This window comes from Shewanella algae (assembly GCF_009183365.2).
Classification (GTDB): domain Bacteria; phylum Pseudomonadota; class Gammaproteobacteria; order Enterobacterales; family Shewanellaceae; genus Shewanella; species Shewanella algae.
Genome location: NZ_CP068230.1, coordinates 1856466 through 1879516, shown reverse-complemented (window position 1 = coordinate 1879516; position 23051 = coordinate 1856466). Strand labels below are relative to the sequence as shown.

The following is a 23051-nucleotide window of genomic DNA, read 5'->3' as shown; positions in this document are numbered from 1 at the left end:
GGGTTTGTGAAGCCGACGGCTGACTAAGCTTGCGAAAAACAAGTCTAGTCAGCCACAGCTTTACAGAATGGTACTGACTTAAGCGAATGAATCTCTTAATGCCACAGTGCGGTTAAATACCAGCTTATCTGGGCTTGAGTCCTTGCTGTCGGCACAGAAGTAACCTTCACGCTCAAACTGATAGGCCTTCTCGGCCTCCGCTTGCACCAGACCGGCTTCAACCAGACCATGCTTAACCACCAAAGATTCCGGGTTCAGCACTTCGTCCACGGTTTCTGCCGCGGCCGGATTGGCATCGACAAACAGGCGATCATAGAGACGGAACTCGGCAGGCACAGCGCTGCTGGCTTCGACCCAGTGGATCACGCCCTTGACTTTGCGGCCATCGGCAGGGTTTTTACCCAGAGTCTCAGGGTCATAACTGCAGTAAATGGTGGTGACCTTACCGTCGGCGTCCTTGTCACAACGCTCGGCTTTGATCACATAGGCATTGCGCAGACGCACCTCTTTACCCATCACCAGACGCTTGTAGTGCTTGTTGGCTTCTTCACGGAAGTCGGCCGCATCGATATAAAGCTCACGGCCAAAGGCCAGCTCACGATTACCCAGCTCTTCCTTGTTGGGATGCACCGGCGCACTGACATGCTCCAACTGCCCTTCAGGATAGTTCTCAATGATCACCTTAACCGGCTCGATAACCGCCATGGCTCTCGGGGCATTGTCGTTGAGCTCTTCACGGATACAGGCTTCGAGCATACCCACTTCCACCAGGTTATCCTGCTTGGTCACACCGATGCGATCACAGAACTCGCGGATGGAGGCCGGGGTGTAACCGCGGCGGCGCAAACCGGCGATAGTCGGCATGCGGGGATCATCCCAGCCATTGACCAACTGACGTACCACCAACTCGTTGAGCTTACGCTTGGACATCAGGGTATATTCCAGATTCAGGCGTGAAAACTCATACTGACGGGTACGGTTGGGGATCTTGAAATCATCCAGATTATCCAGCACCCAGTCATAGAGGCGACGGTTATCCTGAAACTCCAGCGTACAAAGGCTGTGAGTGATATTTTCCAGCGCATCAGAGATACAGTGGGTAAAGTCGTACATGGGATAGATGCACCACTTATCACCCGTCTGATGGTGATGAGCGAATTTGATCCGGTAGATCACCGGGTCGCGCATACACATGAAAGGTGATGCCATATCTATCTTGGCCCGCAGTGAACACTCGCCTTCTTTAAATTCACCGGCGCGCATCTTTTCAAACAGCGCCAGGTTTTCTTCAACGCCGGTATCACGATAAGGGCTGTTCTTGCCCGGCTCTTTCAGAGTACCGCGGTACTCGCGCATCTGCTCGCCATTGAGAAAACACACATAAGCCAGACCTTTTTTGATCAGCTCAACGGCATAACCGTAGAGGCTATCAAAGTAGTCTGACGAGTAATGAATATCACCGGCCCACTGGAAGCCCAGCCATTGCACGTCCGCTTTAATGGAATTTACATAGTCAATGTTTTCTTTTTCCGGGTTGGTGTCATCAAAGCGCAGGTTGCACTGGCCCTGATAGTCCCTGGCAATACCGAAATTCAAGCAGATAGACTTGGCGTGACCTATGTGCAGGAAGCCATTAGGCTCTGGTGGGAAACGGGTGTGCACATTGGTGTGCTTACCGCTCGCCAAATCTTCATCTATGATATTGCGAATGAAGTTACTTGGACGTACTTCGGTGTCCACATGACTCATGAAATTCCTCTTTGCGAACAATGGCTGTCTAACGAAAAGAGGCATGATCCTACAGATCATGCCCGGTTACAATCCTTCTAGAATAAAAACTGCGGCGCACTTCGTCAAACCCGGCGCCGTGATCAAAAAAGCAGCCAAGATGGCTGCTTTTTATCTGCGACCTTACTCAGTCACTATCTTGATACCCGGAATAATCTCCTGGGTCTTGCGGCCTTTACGCTTCAGCCACATATAGAAACCAATCAGGGCGAGGACAAAGAAGCTTATCCAGGCGCTGGACTGCAATGGATGCTCGGCAAAAGTCGCGCCTTGGTAGACCACAGTGGCACTGCCGTAAGCCAGTGCAAAGGTCCAGGTAGCCGCGAAAGTAGCCCAGCGACTGCCAAACTCATTCACCAGTGCACCCATGGCGGCCACACAAGGCGTGTAGAGCAGAATAAACAGCAGATAGGAGAAGGCAGCCAATTGTCCACTGAATCCTGCCTGCAGTGCACCGAATGTGGACTGATCAACCCCCTGCTCTTCGGCAGCCAGCGTCTTATCCTCAACATGGCCCACAGACAGCTTGAGCGGATCTTCCATCACTATGCCGAACAGGTTGGCCGGAATAGTCGCCAGCGCCTCGGAGAAGCTGTCCATCAATGGAGTAAGCTCGCCATCACCGCCATCAGCCGTGCTATACAGGCTATTGAGCGTACCCACCACCGCTTCTTTGGCGAAGATACCCGTTACTATCCCAACAGTGGCCGGCCAGTTGTCTTCCTCTATCCCCATGGGTGAAAACACCGGAGTAATCTTCTGACTGGCGACACTGAGCAGAGACTCCTGACTGTCTTCATGGCCGAAGCTGCCGTCAACGCCTATGGCATTGATAAAGTTAAGCAGAGTCACTACAACCACAATTGTCTTGCCGGCACCGAGAATAAAGCTCTTGGTACGTTTACCTGTGCGGGAAGCCACCGCTTTGAGCTTGGGCAGTTCATAGCTTGGCAGCTCCATCACTACGGCACTGCTGTTACCGGGCAGCAAGGTCTTGCGCAGCAGCAGGCCTGTGCCTATCGCAGCCAAAATACCGATAAGGTAGAGACCGAACACCAGGTTCTGACCTGAATCAGGGAAAAAGGCCGCCGCAAACAAGGCGTATACCGGCAATCTGGCACCGCAGGACATAAAGGGCGCCATCATACCTGTGACGATACGTTCACGCTCACTGCCCAGTGTGCGGGTCGCCATGATGGCAGGCACAGAGCAGCCAAAACCGACAATCATGGGCACAAAGGCCTTGCCGGGCAGGCCGATACGGCGCATCAGGCCGTCAACCACAAAGGCGGCACGGGCCATATAGCCAGAGCCTTCCAGCACAGATAAAGCCAAAAACAGCGCCGCGATAACCGGAATAAAGGTCGATACCGTCTGAATACCCTGACCTATACCACCGGCCAGCAGAGTCACCAACCAGGCAGGAGCTCCTACATTGGTCAGCAAAGCCCCGAAATGATCGACAAACAGCGCGCCGGCACTGATATCGAAGAAGTCGATAAAGGCACTGCCCACGTTGATGGCAAACATGAACATCAGGTACATCACCAGCAAAAATACCGGAATACCCAACACAGGATGCAATACCAACTTATCGAGCCTGTCACTCAAGGTCAGCTGGCCGTCGGCATTGACCGACCCCTTGTATACACGCTCAACAAAGTCAAAACGTGTGGTGGCCACCATGATCTCTATGTCTTTGCCTTCCAGTGCCAGTTTATCCGTCACTCTGGAGACCTGTTCATCGAGCAAATTGTTCTGGCAAGAACCACAGCCCAAGCCATTGGCCAACATGGCCAGCGCCCGGCCCCGGCTTAATTGACTGTCGCTGCCCATAATGGCTGTGACACCGGTTTCAATGGTGGCGTCATATTGCAGCATCAAAGGCGACTCTGAAACCCGCCCTTCCAGCAGCTCTATCACCTGTTCCTTGACCCGCTCGACGTCTTTGGCTTCTCTTGAAGTCACGCCTATTACGGGGCAACCCAGCTCTCGACTCATGGCTTGGGTATCGACCCGAATGCCGCGCTTGACCGCCGCATCCATTTTGTTGAGCACCACAACCATGGGAATACCCAGCTCACGCAGTTGCACTGTCAGATACAGGTGACGTTCGATATTGGTGGCATCCACCAAGTTGATAATGCCATCTACTTTCTGGTTGGCCAGATACTGCTGGGCAATCTGCTCATCCAACGAGCAATCACAGTTGCTACCGGCGGGAAGAAGATCGTAAATGCCGGGTAAATCGGTTAGAAAGACATCATCGCCATTAAGCGAAAAGTGGCCGGTCTTCTTCTCGACTGTCACCCCGGACCAGTTACCTACCTGTTGATTGGCACCTGTCAGGGCGTTGAACAATGTCGACTTACCGGCATTGGGATTACCGACAGTGACACAATGGAACTGCTTAGTCATTGGCCTTTTCCACCTCTATAATCTGTGCCAGATCCTGACGCATGCACAACTTGCTGCCGCGAATGTCCAATTCCAACCCGGATCCCATGGGAGCACGGCGGATCAAAGAAAAACAGGTATTGGGGGTGATCCCCATGGACAGGAGCTTGCGTTTGACCACAGCAGGCAGATCCAGATGGCCAACTTCGGAAATCATGGCGCGATCACCGGGTTTCAATTCACTTAACTTCATTGCCTCTACCACTGAAAACAGCATGCAAGCATGCGGGTAATGATTCGATTCTACCTGAAACAGTCAAATAAGAACTTTATCTGGATCAAGCTTTTCAACTGGTAACGATAATAGTTTTCAATTGTGTTGGCTATTATGGGACAAAAGCTAGCTGGAATAAACCGTTTAACTGCAAATAAAAGTAACTGAACCGCGGCTTTTTCTGCGGCGGATCCCAAATTCGAACAAAGACACACCATACCCAAAACGAGGCATGGATCACACTTTGTTGTTTTCTTTTTTAAATCAGCCTTCTTTACCCATAAGCATCATCAAAAAGTTATCGCTTTGTCACTTTTTTGCTCTATTCTTTAACATTAGCAATTCGGTAAATTACTGATGCATGCCTAATAACTATAAATCGGCAATGAACGCGCTCAGGATGGAATGATGAAAATGGATAACTCGAGTAAACCAAGCCTTTGGGGGTTGGGTTGCGCTCTCCCCTTATTGTTATTGTTGGCCTTCCCGGCCAAAGCTACCCCGTGGGACAACCAGGACCCGGCCGAAGTTGAAGCCACACTGGACAAGAAATTTGCCGAAGGCAAATACTCCCCCAAGGGTGCTGACAGCTGCCTGATGTGTCACAAAAAGAACCAGAAGGTAATGGCGCTTTTTGATGGTGTACACGGCAATCCCAACGTCTCTCAATCTCCGATGGCCGATCTGCAATGCGAAGCCTGCCACGGCCCCATGGGGAAACACAACCGCGGCGGCAAGGAGCCGATGATCACCTTCGGTGCCGACTCGCCGGTACCAGCTGACAAGCAAAACAGCGTCTGCCTCAGTTGCCACCAGGATGAACAGCGTCTGGGCTGGAGTGCCAGCCACCACGACACGGCCGGAGTTGCCTGTGCCAGTTGTCACCAGGTGCATACAGGCCAGGATCCCATCCAGAGTCATGAAACCGAAGTCGCCGTTTGCAGCAGCTGTCACTCAGAGCAACGTGCCGACATTCACAAACGTTCCGCGCACCCGATACGCACAGAGCAGATGGTCTGCAGCGACTGCCACAATCCTCACGGCAGTCTGGGGGACGCCAGCCTGAAGCAGATGACGGTCAACGAAAACTGTTACAGCTGCCACGCCGAAAAGCGCGGGCCCAAGCTGTGGGAACACGCCCCGGTTACAGACAACTGCGCCAGCTGTCACAACCCTCATGGCAGCGTCAACGAAGCTATGCTGTTGGCCAAACCGCCTCAGTTGTGTCAGCAATGCCATGCTTCCGACGGCCATGCAGCCAGAGCCTACTTCCCGGCCAATGAGCAAACCGGCTTGATGCCCAACGCCTATAACGCCGGCAACTCCTGTCTGAACTGCCACACCCAGGTGCATGGTTCCAACCATCCATCCGGCAAACTCTTGCAGCGATAAGGAGCTGAGTATGGTTATCGAGAAACAGACACAGATGAAACTATCACTGCTGACGCTCACCATAGCCTGTGCACTGCAGCCGGCCTGGGCTGGTGGCTATTCGCTGCAACAGGCCAATCGCGCCGAGCTCAAGCAAGACAAGTGGAGTTGCGGCCAGTGCAAGTTGCCACAGGAAAGCCGCGGCACGCTCGAAGCCGGTGTGGCCTACAATGATGGCGACAATGCGGTGTTTGCCAACAGTAGTGGCACAGATGCCGATGGCGCCACGGGGCACATTGGCGGCGATGTCGTCTTTTATGGTGAACAGGGTTACCGTACTCACATTGAAGCCGACAAACTGGGCTATGACACCGGCAGCGCCAGCCTGAGTACCGGAAGACCCGGCCAATTTGATATCCGTCTGGGTTATCGCGCCTTGGCCAACTTCGGCCCGGACAATGGCATGAGCCCCTATATCAATCAGGACAACAGACTGATGTTGCCGGACAACTGGCAAGCGGCAGCCCTCACCTCACAAATGCCGGGGCTTTATGACAGCCTGACAAGCCAGCGACTGGAAATGAAGCGGGATCGCTTTACGCTGGATGCCCATTACCTGGGAAGCTTTTATAAGGCGGGGCTCAATTACCGTCACGAGCAACGCGATGGTACCCGCCAAACCAACGGCAACTTTCTTACCAACTCCATGGCATTGGCCACCCGGGTGGATGACAGTACTGACGAGCTGGAAGCCAAACTCTATTTCAAAGGAAAGGGCTGGCTGGCCGGCTTCAATTCGACCCTGAGCCAATACAGCAACGACTATCAGGCACTCTATTGGGAAAACGCCTTCTTTCCCACATTCGGCGCCGCCTATAATGGCCAACTCGCCGACAATCCGGACAACAAGGCGCTGAGGGTCGGTGCCGATCTGCAGTTATCCGAGGCCGGACATCAAATATTGATGCACACGGCATTCACCCGCATGTCTCAGGATCAGGCGCTGTTACCGGCCACCATCAATGGTCCTTCACCCCAGTTGCCCGCAATCGATGGCGACATGCAGGTTGACGTGCTGGAACTCAAACTCAAGTATGCCACCCGCCTCAGCAGAGGCTTGTCGGTTCGCGCCGGCTATGACTATCGCGACCGGGAAAACAAGACACAATTTAAAGACTGGCCACAGGTGAGCAGTGACAGCTGGCACCAGGGCAGCGCCACGCCCGCGGCCTATGACCACACCCGCCAAAGAGCCGATATCGCCTTCAACTACCGTTTTACCCGCGCCCTGTCTCTTGACGCAGGTTACGAGTATGAACACCACAGCTATAGCGATCTGGCGCGCGAATCCCTGTTCCAATCCAGCGTGTTTGCCAAGCTGAACCTGCGTGCCAGCCGCGACTGGCAGTTGTGGTTCAAAGGTGAACTCAGTGAGCGCAGTGGCGGCAGTTATCAGGCATCCGAGCTGAGCCAAAGCCCCAATAATCCCTGGATGCGTCAGTATTGGTTGGCAGATCGCAAGCAAACCCTGTTGCGACTGCAAAACGATTACCGCTTCAGCGATGCCCTGTCGTTCAGCCTGGCGCTGAATCACAAGCAGCAAGACTATGATGAGACGCTTATCGGCCTGGATGAAGTCAGCAGTTGGGGCTATGGCCTCAGTGGCAACTATCAATTCTCAGCCCAGTTTGGCCTCAATGCCTGGCTCAATCAGGACTGGCAGGATACAGATCAAACCGGCTCAGCTTCTTTCGGCCCCAGCGGTTGGTACAGCCGTGCCAGCGACAGCAGCACTGTCGCCGGGTTCGGCATCTACTATAACGAGTTGCTGGATAAACAACTGGATCTGGGCTTCGACTGGCAATACTCAAAAGGCGAAAGCGACACAGATGTCAGCCAGGGGCTCACTCTGGATTACGGCGACTATTATTCACGCCGTCATACCTTCAACGCCTTTGCCAAGTATCACTTCAGCGACAAGATGGCATTGAGGCTGGATTGGTTGTTTGAACACTATCAGGACAGTGACTGGCTCAATCAGGGATTAACCCCGGATAGCATCCCCAACGTACTCAGCTTTGGAGATCTTGGCCAGGACTATAACGCCCACTATCTGGGGCTGACACTGAGTTACTCCCTATAAGAGCAAGAGGCGAAGAGCGATGTTAAAGGAATACACCCCAAAAACTCCCCTGTTTTACCTAGGCGCGCCCCTGCTGACCGCCATGTTGGCTCTCTCAGGTTGCGGTGGTGATGATGGCAACCCGGGAACCCCTGGCGAACCGGGCGGCGAGCCGGCGATGAATATCAGTAAGCTCAATATTGAGGTCAAGGAAACGGCTCTCGAAGAAGGCATTACCCGGGTAGATTACCGGGTCACCAATCAGGATGACGAGCCGGTAGTCGGTATCCCCTCAGGGCGCTTCATTGCCGCGCAGTTGTTACCGGAAGGCAGCAGTGGGGCCGGGAACAGCAGTGAATGGCAGTATTTCACCGCCGAGACCTGCTCCAGCAGCTGCCCTGGCACCTATGTTGACCATAAAAATGGCAACTACTCCTACAGTTTCAGTGCCCCTTTCGACGGGATGAATGAAATAGCTGAAATCGCCGGTGCCACTCACAGAGTAGTGATCAAACTCGGTGGTGATACCTTGGCCGATGGCACCGCATTGCCGGTAACCAATGACCATTACGACTGGCAGCCCCCAGGTGGTGCTCCGGCCTACAGCCGCAACATTGTCTCCATCGACACCTGTAACAGCTGTCACAATGACCTGGCGTTTCACGGCGGTAACTATAACCAGGTGGAAACCTGTGTTACCTGCCACAATGCCACTCGGGTCAGCAATCCGGAAAACATCTTCCCGCAAATGATCCATGCCAAACATCTGGCCGGATTCCCCAAACCCTTGTCCGACTGTCAGACCTGTCATAAAGAGGATGAAACCCTCAGCGAACAGCACAACTGGTTCCGGGTGCCAACCATGGAGTCCTGTGGCAGTTGTCATAACAATATCGACTTCGTCAAAGGCGAAGGTCATCCGGCGCAAGCGGATAACAGCAATTGTGTCGCTTGCCACAATCCAGATTGGACCCGCGAAGTACATGCCAATCAGGAGAACATGGCGGCCCTAGAGCAATTCAAGGCCGAGGTCACCAACGCCAGTGTCAGCGGCACCAGTTTGAGCTTCTCGCTCAAGCTGAGTAACCCGCAGACAGGTGCAGCCTACAACGACAGCGCCGACAAGCAGGTGTTTGTCAACGATCTCAGGGTCTACGCCAACTGGGGCACCAGCTTTGATTACGCCACCCGCTCTGCCCGCTCAATTAGGGTGCATGAAGTGGTACCGCTGTCCGGCAGTGATGGTATCTATCAGTATCAGTTGGATGGACTGACTATTCCTGCCGGCAGTGAAGCCGATGCCGGTACCCTGGCGATTCAGGGCCGAGTCTGTGCCAGCCAAGACATGCTGGTCGACTGCAGTGACAGCACCGCCAGTGTGCTGGTTATCAAGTCGAGCCATCAGTCATTCAACGCAGGCAGCCTCACCACGGCCGGACGGCGCCAGGTGGTCAGCAACGAAACCTGCGGCAGTTGCCATGGCGATCAACAGTTGAACTTCCACGGCTCTCGCAACGATTTGGCCGGCCAGTGCCAACTGTGCCACAACCCCAATATGCAGGCCGACGCCACTGCTGCCAATCCATCAGCGAGCAGCGCCGACTTCAAGCAGTTGATCCATGCGCTGCACTCGGCCAATTTTGAAGGGTTCGAGACGCTGCAATTCCCGGGGAACATAGGCAACTGTGCTCACTGCCACAGCAAAGATGAAAATGGCGTGCTGAGTATGGCACTGCCACTCAGTCCGGCGGTGCAACCCTTGAGTCTGGATGATGGCAGCTTCACCAGCCCCACGGCGGCAGTCTGCAGTAACTGCCACCAGAGCGATAGTGCCCGCAACCATATGACGCAACAGGGAGCCGTGTTCCAAGGCACCGAAGCGGATGCCAAGGCAGGAACAGAAAGCTGCGCCACCTGTCATGGTCAGGGCGGCATGGCCGATGTCACCAAGGTGCATCCTATCGCCCAGTAACAACAATAAGCCGCCCTTTGAGGGCGTCAATTACAGGAACGGGCTGGTCTTCAAAGGCTGGCTCAGTCGTGCAATCAAAGCAATGCAGGGAAATAATGATGAAAAGCTCAAGACTGGTTAAAGGGCATACCCGCCTGGCATTGGCCACTCTGATGTCGCTGACGCTCATGGCATGTGGCAGTGACGGCAAGGATGGCGAAGACGGCAAGGACGGCGTGATCGGAGTGAATATCGATGCCACTCCCACACTCAAGGTCAAGTTTACCGACGCCAAAGTAGAAGCAGGCAAGGTCACGGTCGACTTTATGTTGACCAATGCCAATGGTGTGGCTGTGCTGGGTCTGAACAAAGATTATGACCTCAGATTTGGTATCGCTCAGCTGACCCATGTGACCGAAACCATAGGTGAAGGTGAGGAAGCCAGAGAAGCCGATTGGGGATTCCAATGGCAAGCCTATATCAATAGCCTCAAACAACCGACAACGGTTCCCGACGGGGTGGATAACCTCAGTCCATCGCCTCAATATCAGGCCGGAGTCGAAGCCGCCAGCGCCTGCGAAACCTGTCTGGTGGACAATGGCGATGGCAGCTATAGCTATAGTTATCAGGTCAATATTGCCGAAGTCACAGAGCCGCTGGCCATAGCTTATGATGCCGATGCCACTCAAAGGGCCACACTGGAGTTGAAACTCCCCCAAGTTACCGCCAATGCCCATTATGATTGGCAACCCTCCAGCGGCAATACAGAAGGTATCCAGACCCGCAATGTGGTCACCATTGATGCCTGTTACACCTGTCACCAACCTGACAGCCTGGAGCTGCACGGCGGACGTCGAATAGCGCTGGAAAACTGCGCTTCCTGCCATACTGCGACCTCAGGAGATCCTGAGTCCGGTAACAGTGTGGAGTTCACCTATCTGATCCACGCCATTCACCGCGGCGCAGAACGGCATACCTATGATGCCGACGGCAATGAAGTGCCGGCACCGTACAAGATTGTCGGTTATGGCGGCAGCGTCCACGACTATGGTGTGGTCGGCTTCCCTCGTAAGCCAGCTTCAGACTGTAGCGTCTGTCACCAGGAAGGCAGTGGCGCTCCCGCCAATGCCGATCTGTTCAAGGCAGAGAAGAGCAATACCGCCTGTGTCGCCTGTCACACGGAAAAGCCTTCATCCCACCACTCCAGCACCGACTGTATGGCTTGCCACAACACGGACAATACCTATCACGGTACCGGCAGCGCAGCCAAGCGCCACGGTGATGTAATGCAAGCCTACACTCTGGCAGCCGAACTGAGCGTCAAGGTGTTGGAGGTCAGCAGCAACGCTGGCAAGATGACCTTTAAAGTGCAGGTGCTGGATAAAGACGGTAACGCCGTGGATCAAAGCTTTATCGATCAGGGCAGCCGTATGATAGTCGGCTGGGATGTAGACAAGGACTACCCTGCCTATAACGAAGCCTCCTACAGCCAGCGCCGTATTCGTCTCAGTGAAGGCAGTTTTGACACCACCAGCAAGAGCTATACGCTGACTCCGGCGTTTGATATGCCGGCAAGTCCGGATGGCAAGAGCTTTGAAATCTGGTCGGCACTGGAAGCCTGTTTCAATAACGGCGGTTATGGTGTTGCCGATATTCAATTGACAGACTGCGCAACCGATGGTGTTCGCTCTGTGGCTATCCAGCAGGAGCCCTACCGCTTTGTCTGGGGTAACAATGGTGTCGACAGCGGTATGGATGCCGTGGCCCGCCGAGCCATCATAGATCCGACCAAGTGCCAAAGTTGTCATGGCAAGGAGATCCATCACTATGACAATGGCGTCAACTGCCAGACCTGCCATACACCGGATAAGACACTGCGAAATGACGCCGATTATCCCGGTGGCAAGATCCCCTCAAGCTTTGCCTGGAAGGCACACGAGCGTGAAGGCCACTTCCTCAAGTATGCAGGGCTCCAGTCCGGCACTGTGCTGAAAACCGATTGTGCCACCTGTCATGCCGAGTCTTCCGGCAGCGTCACAGGTATCACTCTGGGTCGTTCACCGGATCGTGTCTGGCGCTATGGTGACATCAGCAATAGCGGCGCGGATATCTGGGTATCCTCAGATGCAGGCTCCTGCTTGAGCTGCCACCAACAGTACCTCAGCGATGCGGCCAAATCGCATATTCAAGCCAACGGCGGTATTCTGGATGGCATGGATGAGACCGATGTCCGTAATCGTGCCAAAGAGGCCTGTGCCACCTGTCATACCCCGGCTCAGCTGATGACTGCACACGGCAATTAACTTGCGTTTTGCTACCAAAGGGAGGCATGTGCCTCCCTTTTTTATGCAGCAAAATTCGTTAAAAACTCTTTCAAAAAACACGTTTTTTTGATCAGGATTAACGTTTTTTGATCTAGCCGTATACCCCTAAAGAAATAGTCGGATCTTAATCACATAACCCATCTAAAGTGACTGCTTAATCCCCACCACTTGGGTAGCCTTAGCCTTGGAAAAATAATTCCACACACTTTCCATGGTTAATGAGATTTATTCTTATTTAACCTCTGGTTAGTGATGATTAAAATCACTTGCAGGGAAATATCATGATGAAACGGTTTAATTTCAATGCCGCGACTAAAGCGATGTTGGGTGCCGGTTTGCTGTCTCTGATGCTGGCCGGTTGTGGCAGCGACGGTAAGGATGGTGAGACTGGTAAGCCAGGTCCTGTCGGCACACCCATAAGCAAAGTCAACACGCTGAAATCCAAGATTAATTCAGCATCTGTAGACACCAACGGCTTCCTGACAATCAACTTCAGCTTGTCCGATGCCAACGGCGCCGCCGTCTTTGGTTTGAAAAACACTGACATAGGTGCAGTCTCCTTCGGCCGTGTCGGCAGCGAAGATGAGATTGAAGGCCTGACCAATGTAGAAGGCCAAGCGAGAGAGATCTGGCTGAGCTACTTCAACAAAGACAAAGGTGACGGCTTCTACACAGGTTCTTCCTACTTCCAGGGTAAAAACTGCGAAGACTGTCTGACCGACAATCAGGACGGCACCTATACACTGAAACTGAACAAAGCCATAGATACTCTGGGTAAATACGACTACAAGGCCGACATGGTCAATGGTATTTACCTGGGCATCAAAACAGCCAATGCGGCCAACGTTAACCTGGTTAACAACAGCTTCTTCTACTGGCAGCCCTCTTCCGATACCACTCAGGCCAAACCCAAGCCGGTTATCGCCGATGAAACCTGCCAAAGCTGTCACAGACCCGGTCATGCCGGTGAACTGGCCATGCACGGCGGCAAACACGTCACTCTGGAAAGCTGTACTTTCTGTCACACCGACTACAACAGCTACATGAAGGATGACAAGGACGAAAATGGCCAAGTGATCGGTAGCCATAAATTTGATGGTTCCATCAAGGCCATGGCGCACGAAGTGCACAGCCATGCCTTCTACAACGGCATTTTCCCGCAATCAGCCAGCAACTGTCAGACCTGTCACCAACCAGATGAAAACCTGGCGATGGCCGATGCCTGGAAAGCCGATCTGGATGCTGCAACCTGTCTGAGCTGCCACAACAGCCAGTATGCCGTACCTTCCTGGCACTGGGATGCAGAAAACAACCAGATTAAAGAAGACAAACTGAACTGTGTCTCCTGTCACAGCGATCCTGATGGCCATGGCCGAGGTGCCGAACGCGCCCACTACAGCAACAACGACAGTGCCCAGTCTGCCAAGACCAGCGTTACTTTCAACAGCATGACTTATGATGAGGCCAGCAAGACCATTAAGGCCAACATGACTGTCAAGCACGGCGACACCAATGTGACACTGGCGCAAATTGACTCCAGCCCGTACTCACACGGCGGTTTCACCAGCGCCATCGTCTTCAACGGTGTGGTCAAAGACGACTTCCTGGTTAACTACCAGAAAGTCGGTTACGACCACTTCAGTGAGGGCGCCGACGGCAGCATAGATGTCACCTTCAGCGACGGCGACTTCAAAGTAGCCGAAGTCATGGGTACGCCAGAGGTTAAAGTGGCCTTGAGCAGCCAGCTGCATGTCTGCTTCGATGGCAAAGGCGCTGTAGCCGACTGTAAGCCAGTCGAAGACGGTGTTATCCCTAACTCCGGCCCTTACGTGCCATCTGACACAGCCTACTTCAATGTGGATGGCAGCAAAGTCGACAAGACGCCAAGGGTTCAACATGCCGAAATGACAGCTTGTCAGCAGTGTCACACCACTGCCATCAAGCACCGTTTCTCCAACGACATCGACGGTTGTGCCTCCTGCCACAACGGTACCCGCGACAAGAAGGGTGACGGCTCATCCAACCTGGCGTACATAGTGCACTCCAAGCACTACCTGTATGACAGCTCAGGCAACGGCTTCTTCAAGAAGACAGACTGTCAGACCTGTCACGGTAAAGACGGCTTCTCACTGAAGAAAATTGCCGCCGATGCCGCTCCGGTTGCCTTCGGCAAGACTGAAGATGGCACAGAACAGACTCTGGTATCACCACAGACTGCCGCCTGCGCCAGCTGTCACCAGCCGCCATACGGCCTGAGTGAAACCACTATCAACCACATAGTGACCAATGGTGGTGTGATAGGTACAGGCCACGGTGTAGCTGCAAGTGATTATGACGCCCAGAAAGGCCAAGAAGCCTGTTCTACCTGTCATACTGATTCCCAGCTGTTGGAAGCTCACTCCAACTGGGGCTTCAGCCACTAAAATTTAACCCTAAAGAGAGGCTTCGGCCTCTCTTTTTTTATCTGCCAAATTGCCAAAATCGAATTAAAAAACAGCGTTTTTTTGATCGAGATTAAGTTTTCCCTACCAGCTCAAATACCTCTTTATAAATAGAAAGATCCAAGTCACACATTAACACCAGTCATGCAGCTTTTCGGCCCTGCTTGAGTTAGCCTTTTCGAGGGAAATCCTATTTCCGGTATCGGGTTAAGGGCCAATTACATAATCAATTTGGTTGAGATGACTCAGCCACTCCCTAAACCAGATACTTCCACTATTGCAGGGAACAAGATGATGAACGCACAAAAAACCAGAATCGCACTGCTGCTGGCAGCCAGTGCAGCTACTCTGGCCTTAGGTGGCTGTGGTGGCGATGATGGCAACGATGGTAATCCAGGTAACCCAGGCGGCGAGCCTGCAGGTGAAATCAAAGAGCTGCATTTCAGCTTTGAGCAAGCTGTTGTCAAAGGCGGTATCCCAACGGTTGAATTTACCGTGACCAACGAAGACGATATGCCGGTAGTTGGCCTGCAGAAGTTCCGCTTTGCCGCCGCTCAGTTGCTGCCGGAAGGCGCAACCGGTGCAGGTAATGCCTCTCAGTGGCAGTATTTCGGCAACGAAGACTGCACTGTAAGCAGCAGCTGCGCAGGTACTTTCGTTGACCACAAAAACGGTAGCTACAGCTACACCTTCAGCAAGACCTTGAATGAGCTGAGTAAAGACACTATCAGCTTCAACCCTGAGTTGGCCCAGCGGGTACTGCTGCGCGCTTACAATACGCCGCTGCCTGACGGCACTCTGATCCCCAACAGCAACGCTTTCGTCGACTTCAGTGCCGACTCAGGTGCCTCCGCGGCTTACAGCCGTAAGCTGGTGAGTACAGATAGCTGTAATACCTGTCACGGTGATTTGGCCAACGTCAAACACGGCGGCGCCTACTCAGATGTTAACTATTGCGCCACTTGCCACACCTCAGGCAAGGTAAAACCAGGCAATGAATTCAACGCCATGATCCATACCAAGCACAAGGATCTGGGCCTGGATGCGCTTAACAGCTGCCAATCCTGTCACAACGACACCAATGTCGAGTTGACGCCCGATTGGGGCAACTGGTCCAAAGTACCTACAGCTGCAAGTTGTGGTAGCTGCCACAGCAACATAGATTTTGCTGCCGGTCAGGGCCACAGCCAACAAACCGACAACTCCAACTGTATCGCCTGTCACAACAGCAAGTGGACAGAAGAGCTGCACACAGGTGTAACCGGTGACAAACGTGCCGTTATCGCTCAGCGCGGTCTGGCAGCAGAACTGACCGGCAGCGCCGACAACAGTGCGACTCTGACTGTGACCCTGTTGGACAAGGCCGGCAATGCGCTGGATGCCAACAACGAACTGGCCAAGATCAAGCGTCTGGAAACCATCACCAACGTGGGCCCTAACTTCCCTGTCATGGGCTACAACGTCAGCCCAGGAAGCGGTAAAGCCAAGGTTGCCAAAGATCTGGTTAAAGACGGCCAGCTGCAGGACGCCGTGACTCTGGTTGACGGCAAGCTGCAATTCACCGTTCAGGACCTGCCTTTCGGTGCCGGTGATGCCGATACCGCCTTCAGCTTTATCGGTCTGGAAATGTGCAACCAAGGCAGCGAGCTCATCGCCTGTGCCGATGGCGTTGCCACTACCAGCATGAAAGCTCAACTGGCCTTCGGTACCAAGTCAGGTGATGCACCTAGTCACCGTCATATCGACTCAGTGAACTTCGCTACCTGTCAGGGCTGTCACAGCGACACCTTCGAACTGCACAAAGGCCACCATGCCGGCTTTGTGATGACAGAGCAGCTGGGCCGCGAAGTAAACGGCAAGCTCACCGTCGGTGTTGATGGCTGTGTGGCCTGTCATACCCCAGATGGTACTTACGCCAGCGGTGCCAACAAAGGCGCATTGGAGATGAAACTGCACAAGACCCACATTGAAAAGGCTCACGGCCTGATCGGTGGCAACTGTTCAGCCTGTCACAACGACCTGAATCTTGATGCCTTCAAGAACAAGGGGGCTCTGGCAACCTCAGCAGGCATGTACACCACGCCTGTCACTGCTACCTGTACTTCTTGTCACACTGTCGGTGGCGACTACATGGTACACACCAAGGAGCAACTGGAAGCCTACGGCGCTGTGGTAGATGGTGATTACACCGCTGCCAACCAGGCTGCGCAGCTGGAAACCTGTTTCTACTGCCACAAGCCAACCGCCGCAGATCACACTCAGGTGAAGATGTAATTTGCCCAGGCCGGGGGAGACCCCTCCCCCGTCTTTCAAGGGTTTGGACAAATTAAGGATGCCTAATATGAGAATCAGCAAAAATATACCAACACTGCTAAGCGCCCTTCTGGCGACGGCAGTGTTATCTTTTGGTGTCACCCATGCGGCGCACGCCGCCAAGTGGGACGCCAAAATGAGCCCGGAAGAAGTGGAAGCTACCTTGGATCAGAAGTTTGCCGAAGGCAGCTACTCTCCCAAGGGTGCCGACTCCTGTCTGATGTGCCACAAGAAGTCAGAAAAAGTCATGGACCTGTTCAAAGGGGTTCACGGCGCCATCGACTCCAGCAAGAGTCCTATGGCCGGACTTCAGTGCGAAGCCTGTCACGGCCCCATGGGCAAACACAACCGTGGCGGTAACGAACCCATGATTACCTTTGGTAAGGGTTCTACCCTGGCGGCCGATAAGCAGAACAGCGTCTGTCTCTCCTGTCACAAGGATGACAAGCGTATGTCCTGGAACGGCGGTCACCACGACAACGCCGATGTTGCCTGTGCTTCTTGCCACAGCGTGCATACCGCCAAGGACCCTGTGCTCTCCAAGAACACTGAGATGGAAGTCTGCACCAGCTGCCACACCAAGCAAAAGGCTGACATGAACAAGCGTTCCAGCCACCCGCTGAAGTGGGCACAGATGGTGTGCAGCGACTGTCACAACCCTCACGGCAGCACGACCGATGCCGATCTGAACAAGGCGTCAGTCAATGACACTTGTTACAGCTGCCATGCGGAGAAGCGCGGCCCAAAACTCTGGGAGCATGCACCCGTCACTGAGAATTGTGTCACTTGTCACAACCCTCACGGCAGTGTCAACGATGGCATGCTTAAGACCCGCGCTCCGCAACTGTGCCAACAGTGTCACGCCAGCGACGGCCACGCCAGCCGTGCTTATCTGGGTAACACAGGCATGGGTTCTCAGGTCAACGACAACGCCTTTACCGGTGGTCGCAGCTGTCTGAACTGTCACAGCCAGATCCATGGTTCAAACCATCCATCCGGCAAGTTGTTCCAACGCTAAGGAGGCGGGAAGATGAAATTCAAACTTAATTTGATCACCCTGGCTCTGCTGGCTCCTGCCAGTCTGACGATGGCCGCCGACGGTTATGACCTGGCCAATGCCAATACCGAAAAGGTCAAGTTTTCGGCCTGGAGCTGTAAGGGTTGCGTCAGTGAAACCGGTGTATCCGGTACTATTGGTGCCGGAGTTGGCTATAACGACTCTGACGATATCCGCTCTGCCAACGCCTTTGCCGCCGAAGATGACTTTGCCGGCAAGGTGGACGCCGACCTGAACTATCGCGGTGAAAACGGCTATCGAGCCAGTATCGAAGCCGATAACCTGGGTATGGAAAACGGCCGGGTCGATATCAATGCCGGTAAACTCGGACAGTACAATATCAACCTGAACTACCGTCAGATCCACACCTATAAGACTGACTCTGCCATGAGTCCTTATCTGGGAATTGGCAGCGGCAACCTGACACTGCCGGCCAACTGGCAGACAGCCGGTGGCAGCAACGAGATGCCCATGCTGTATGACAGCCTGAGCCCCCTGGAGCTGTCGCTCAAGCGCAAGCGCACAGGCCTGGGTCTTGAATATCAGGGTGAAGAGCTGTGGAGCACCTACGTCACCTATATGCGCGAAGAAAAAACCGGCCTGAAAACTGCGTCCGGCAGCTTCTTCAACCAGTCAATGATGCTGGCCGAGCCTGTGGACTACACCACAGATACCGTCGAGGCCGGGATCAAACTCAAGGGTGACAACTGGTTTACCGCACTCAACTACAATGGTTCATTCTTCAAGAATGATATCCAGACCTTGAGATTCGACAACGCCTTCAACCCAACCTTTGGTGCCCAAAGAGTGGGCTATATGAGCCTGGATCCGGATAACGAGTCTCACACTGTGACCTTGAGCGGCCAATTTGCCCAGAAAGGCGCCGTGGTCAGCGGCCGTTTGTTCGCCGGACAGATGACCCAGGATGAGGCCTTTATCACCTCGGGTTACGGCTATCAATTGCCGCAGGAATCCCTGGACGGCAAAGTCGATATCCTGGGGATGAACCTCAAGGCTGTCAAACGCGCCACCCGCAATCTGCGGATCAGCGGCAGTTATGATTACTACGACAGGGACAACCAAACCCAGATCCAGGAATGGACCCAGATCAGTATCAATAACGTCAGTGGTCGTGTGGCCTACAACACCCCTTATGACAACACCAGTCACAAGGCCAAGTTGGCCATGGATTATCGGATTGCCAACGGCATGAAGTTGGACGCAGGTTATGACTACCGTCGTGATGAACGCAGTTATCAGGACAGGGAAATCACCGACGAGAACAGCGTTTGGGCCCGTTTCAGTCTCAACAGCTTTGAACACTGGAATATGTGGATCAAGGGCAGCTATGGCAAGCGCGATGGCTCAGAGTACGAAGCATCTGAATGGACCTCTTCCGAGTCCAACAAGTTGCTGCGCAAGTACAATCTGGCCGACCGCAAGCGCACTAAGGTTGAAGCCAGGGTGACTCACAGCCCTATCGACACCCTGACCCTGGATTTCGGTGCCCGCTATGCGCTGGATGACTACAACAACACGGTTATCGGTTTGACTGAATCCAAAGACCTCAGCTATGACGCCAGCATCAGCTATTTGCTGACAGACGATCTCAGCCTGAGCGCCTTCTACAACCATCAGACCATAGACTCAGATCAGGCCGGCAGCAGCAACTTCAGCACTGTCACCTGGACAGGAACCGTGGAAGACAAGGTGGACGTCATAGGTGCCGGTTTGGCCTACGACAACCTGCTGGAGAAGAAACTGCGTCTGGGGCTGGATTACACCTACTCTGACTCGGATTCCAGCACTCAGGTACGCCAAGGCATCACAGGCGACTATGGCGATTACTACGCCAAAGTGCACAACGTCAACCTCTATGCCCAGTATCAGGCTACTGAGAAAATGGCGCTGCGTCTTGACTACAAGATGGAGAAATACGAGGACAACGACGCAGGTAACGATATCGCCCCGGATGGTATCTGGAACCTGGTCAGCTTTGGTGACAACAGCCATGACTACACGGCTCACCTGATCATGTTGAGCGTCAACTACCGTCTGTAATTCTCGCTCTTAGCTCCCAAAAGCCCGCTTTTCGCGGGCTTTTTTTATCTCTTCCCGCCTTCACCTCAAACCAACAAGCATTCGGTAAAATTCCTCTTGCCAGCGGCCCTTTTTGCAGCTTACACTGCAAAACGTTACATTTTTGTAACAAACATAACAATTAAGACTATATGACCTGAGGACAAAGGCATGAGAATCACTCATACACTACAAGGAATAGCCTTGCTCGCGGCCCTTTCCAGTACCAGCGTGCTGGCCGATGGCATTCGTGCCAGCCTGGAGATGAGCCAGCAGAGCTATAAGGCCAGTGATAACGTGTTGGTCACTGTGACCCTGACCAATGACGCCAACCAGCCGGTAAAACTGCTCAAGTGGTACACAGCCGCTGATGGAGTGGAAGAATCCCTGTTCAAAGTCAATGCCGATGGCCTTGACCGTCACTATCTGGGTGCCCATTTCAAACGCCCGGCTCCCGGCAAACAGGACTATATCAAGCTCAAATCCGGTGAGAGTGTGTCCTATCAGGTAGAGTTGTCCTCACTTTACGACATGAGCAGCAGCGGCAACTACGAGATAAGCTATGATGTCAGTTCGTTGCAACTCTTCTCCCCCAGCCCGGGCCAACAAAAGAAGCTGGCCCGCTTAGGGATAGAAGGGATACATTCAGATCCGGTCAGCTTCTATGTGGAAGGCCGTGAATTCAAGTCCGGCGCCAACAAGGGTAAACCCGGCAGTGGCGATGGCGGTACGGCACCCGACGGTATCAGCTTTACCGGCCGTTGCAGCAATTCCCAACAGAGCGATATTCTGGCGGGACTGGACGCCGCCCGCGCCATGGCGGCAGACAGCAAGCAATACCTCGCGAGCAACAACAACCCCTCAAGCTCGGTGCGTTATGCCACCTGGTTTGGCAGCTACAACAGCAGCCGCTGGAATAGCGTCAGCAGTAACTTCAGTGCCATAGACTCGGCCTTGAACAATCAGCCACTCACCTTCGATTGCAGTTGCAAGAAGAGCTATTACGCCTACGTTTACCCAACTCAACCCTACAAGATCTACATGTGTAACGCCTTCTGGAGCGCACCGGTATCGGGCACCGACTCCAAGGGCGGCACCATAGTCCATGAAATGAGTCACTTCAATGTGGTGGCGGGAACCGATGACATTGTCTACGGCCAAAGTGGCGCCAAATCGCTGGCCCTGAGTAATCCTGCCCAGGCGATTCAAAATGCCGACAGCCACGAATACTTTGCTGAAAACACCCCCTTTCAAAACTAAGGAAGCTTCAGCAGATTAATTTACCTTTCGTGGGCCGGCTCCCCCGGCCCACCTCCCTGTTACCTTGTGAGCTTGGGCGGACGGAACTGCCCCTTTTTTCCTCATAGTCTCAGAGCCATCCCATAACGGCCATCAAGCACTTGCAAGCCTTCCGCCTTTAAGCCAATGTAAGGCGCAGCCTTTATGATGAGAATCTATTGATGAAGTTGAAATATCCTTGTGCCCTGATCGCTCTTTTCCCGCTATCGGCCATGGCCGCACAACCCGACGGTTTAATGGCCGGGGTGTTTACCATACTGGTGCTGGGTGGTTTTACTTTGGTTAACCTGCTACTGCAGTTGGTTTTTTACTTCAACGGCCAATATAGCCGCCCAGGGTTTGTCCGCAGTCATATCTATTGGGCCTTGCCCATTCCGCTCATTACCCTGTTACTTGTATTCTGGGATCATGCTTCTATTGCCGATCTCAGTATGAACTTCGGCCTGGTGTTGATAGCCGTGGCGCTGGCGTTGTTGCCACTGCAACTGAAAAACTCGGCCAAGGTCGCCGGGCCTCAGGCCGGTTGGCGCTTGCTGGCAACCTCTGCCTTATTGTTGCTGCTGGCCAATATCATCTGGCCGCTGACTATACCGGCAATGCTTATCGCCTGGAGTGCTCCTGATTGGCAGCAGTGTAAAGAAAACGGCTTTAAGCTCAGCCGGATAGTGTTGCTGCTGGCGGCGCTGGGGCTGACTTTGTATGAAGGCTTTCAGGCCTGGCAACATTTTTTCGGCGCCTGATTTTCGGAGCCTAGTTTTCGAAGCCTAAGTAGGGTCTGATATCCATCAAAAACCAGGAAATATGATGAAAACTGCCGCTCTGCCCAGTGATTTCCCGCTACTCGATGAGGTGCGAGCCTGCACCCTGTGCCGGGATAAACTGCCGCTACCGCCCAAGCCGATACTGCAGGCCCACCCTGACGCCAGGATTTTAATCGCGGGGCAAGCGCCCGGCAGGATAACCCATGAGCGTGGCCTGCCCTTTGACGATGCCAGCGGCGACCGGCTAAGGCAGTGGCTGGAGGTGAGCCGCGAACAGTTTTATGACCCCAGGCGGTTTGCCGTCATTCCCATGGGATTTTGCTATCCGGGAACGGTTGAAAAACAGGGTCGCAAACAGGGTGATATGCCGCCGAGGCCAGAATGCTCAGCCACCTGGCACCCAAGGCTTTTTGCCGCCTTGCCCAATATTGAGCTGACGCTGATCCTTGGCAAATACGCCATGGCCTGGCACCTCAAGGGCAGTCCGCTGGCCAAGGCGTCCGTCGGTACCGCCGTGGCAGAAGCTGATTCGCTGTGGCCGACAAAACTGGTGCTGCCTCACCCGAGTCCGCGTAATCGCCTCTGGTTTAAACAGCATCCCGAATTTGAGCAAAACCTGTTACCCAGACTCAGGCAGAGAGTCGCCGAGTTATTGGCACATTAGGGTCTGTTGACCCTTGAAGATGGTTTTGCAGCTTTTGTCGTTTTTTATACCAAACAACAAATGCTACCCAAAGGGCTCGGCTAGAAGCGCTTTACTCTTTGTTGCAACGTATTTACCTAGGCCCCTAGGCTGCATACCTTACGTCGCGATTAAAACGCGTCTAGTACGAGCAAAATTCAACCATGAAAGGTTAACAGACCCTAGAGGCTC

Annotated in this window: 14 protein-coding genes; 11 read left to right on the top strand and 3 right to left on the bottom strand. The window is 53.6% G+C overall.

The annotated features are described in order from the left end of the window. Positions 1–78 precede the first annotated feature (78 nt). The 3 genes from glnS to E1N14_RS08310 all read right to left on the bottom strand — a co-directional run bounded on the left by glnS (position 79) and on the right by E1N14_RS08310 (position 4438). On the bottom strand, positions 79–1749 hold the full coding sequence (gene glnS / locus E1N14_RS08320) for a glutamine--tRNA ligase (protein ID WP_044734232.1): 1671 nt from the start codon (positions 1747–1749) through the stop codon (positions 79–81). Positions 1750–1911: 162 nt separating this feature from the next. After that, positions 1912–4206 (bottom strand): Fe(2+) transporter permease subunit FeoB, encoded by a 2295-nt coding sequence (gene feoB / locus E1N14_RS08315; RefSeq protein ID WP_025010713.1) that lies wholly within the window; start codon positions 4204–4206, stop codon positions 1912–1914. Further along, entirely contained in the window at positions 4199–4438 is a 240-nt protein-coding gene (locus tag E1N14_RS08310; protein WP_025010714.1) for a FeoA family protein, read from the bottom strand. The genes feoB and E1N14_RS08310 overlap by 8 nt, the downstream gene beginning before the upstream one ends. Before the next feature lie 429 nt (positions 4439–4867). On the opposite strand from E1N14_RS08310, the gene E1N14_RS08305 reads away from it, so the two are divergent. From E1N14_RS08305 to E1N14_RS08255, 11 genes are all read left to right on the top strand, one after another. Further along, entirely contained in the window at positions 4868–5851 is a 984-nt protein-coding gene (locus E1N14_RS08305) for a DmsE family decaheme c-type cytochrome (protein ID WP_025010715.1), read from the top strand. A gap of 10 nt (positions 5852–5861) precedes the next feature. Continuing rightward, positions 5862–7973 carry an MtrB/PioB family decaheme-associated outer membrane protein gene (locus E1N14_RS08300; RefSeq protein ID WP_062793545.1) on the top strand — a complete coding sequence of 704 codons (2112 nt, stop codon included), beginning with the start codon at positions 5862–5864 and terminating at the stop codon, positions 7971–7973. Positions 7974–7992: 19 nt separating this feature from the next. Next, positions 7993–9924 carry an OmcA/MtrC family decaheme c-type cytochrome gene (locus E1N14_RS08295; protein WP_082813111.1) on the top strand — a complete coding sequence of 644 codons (1932 nt, stop codon included), beginning with the start codon at positions 7993–7995 and terminating at the stop codon, positions 9922–9924. Positions 9925–10019: 95 nt separating this feature from the next. After that, positions 10020–12206, top strand: coding sequence for an OmcA/MtrC family decaheme c-type cytochrome (locus E1N14_RS08290; RefSeq protein ID WP_025010716.1), 2187 nt, complete (start codon positions 10020–10022; stop codon positions 12204–12206). Positions 12207–12508: 302 nt separating this feature from the next. After that, positions 12509–14650 (top strand): OmcA/MtrC family decaheme c-type cytochrome, encoded by a 2142-nt coding sequence (locus E1N14_RS08285; RefSeq protein ID WP_044734226.1) that lies wholly within the window; start codon positions 12509–12511, stop codon positions 14648–14650. Positions 14651–14959: 309 nt separating this feature from the next. Further along, positions 14960–16942 carry a multiheme c-type cytochrome gene (locus E1N14_RS08280; RefSeq protein WP_062793546.1) on the top strand — a complete coding sequence of 661 codons (1983 nt, stop codon included), beginning with the start codon at positions 14960–14962 and terminating at the stop codon, positions 16940–16942. A 67-nt stretch (positions 16943–17009) separates the two neighbouring features. Further along, entirely contained in the window at positions 17010–17999 is a 990-nt protein-coding gene (locus E1N14_RS08275) for a DmsE family decaheme c-type cytochrome (RefSeq protein ID WP_093983290.1), read from the top strand. A gap of 12 nt (positions 18000–18011) precedes the next feature. Next, on the top strand, positions 18012–20099 hold the full coding sequence (locus tag E1N14_RS08270) for an MtrB/PioB family decaheme-associated outer membrane protein (RefSeq protein WP_025010722.1): 2088 nt from the start codon (positions 18012–18014) through the stop codon (positions 20097–20099). Between the two features lie 189 nt (positions 20100–20288). Beyond that, a complete protein-coding gene (locus E1N14_RS08265) occupies positions 20289–21377 on the top strand; it encodes a M35 family metalloendopeptidase (protein WP_025010723.1) in 1089 nt (362 codons plus the stop codon). Positions 21378–21577: 200 nt separating this feature from the next. Beyond that, positions 21578–22156, top strand: coding sequence for a hypothetical protein (locus E1N14_RS08260; protein ID WP_062793547.1), 579 nt, complete (start codon positions 21578–21580; stop codon positions 22154–22156). 61 nt (positions 22157–22217) lie between these two features. Then, complete coding sequence (locus E1N14_RS08255) at positions 22218–22841, top strand: uracil-DNA glycosylase family protein (RefSeq protein WP_062793548.1); 624 nt, start codon at positions 22218–22220, stop codon at positions 22839–22841. Positions 22842–23051 lie beyond the last annotated feature (210 nt).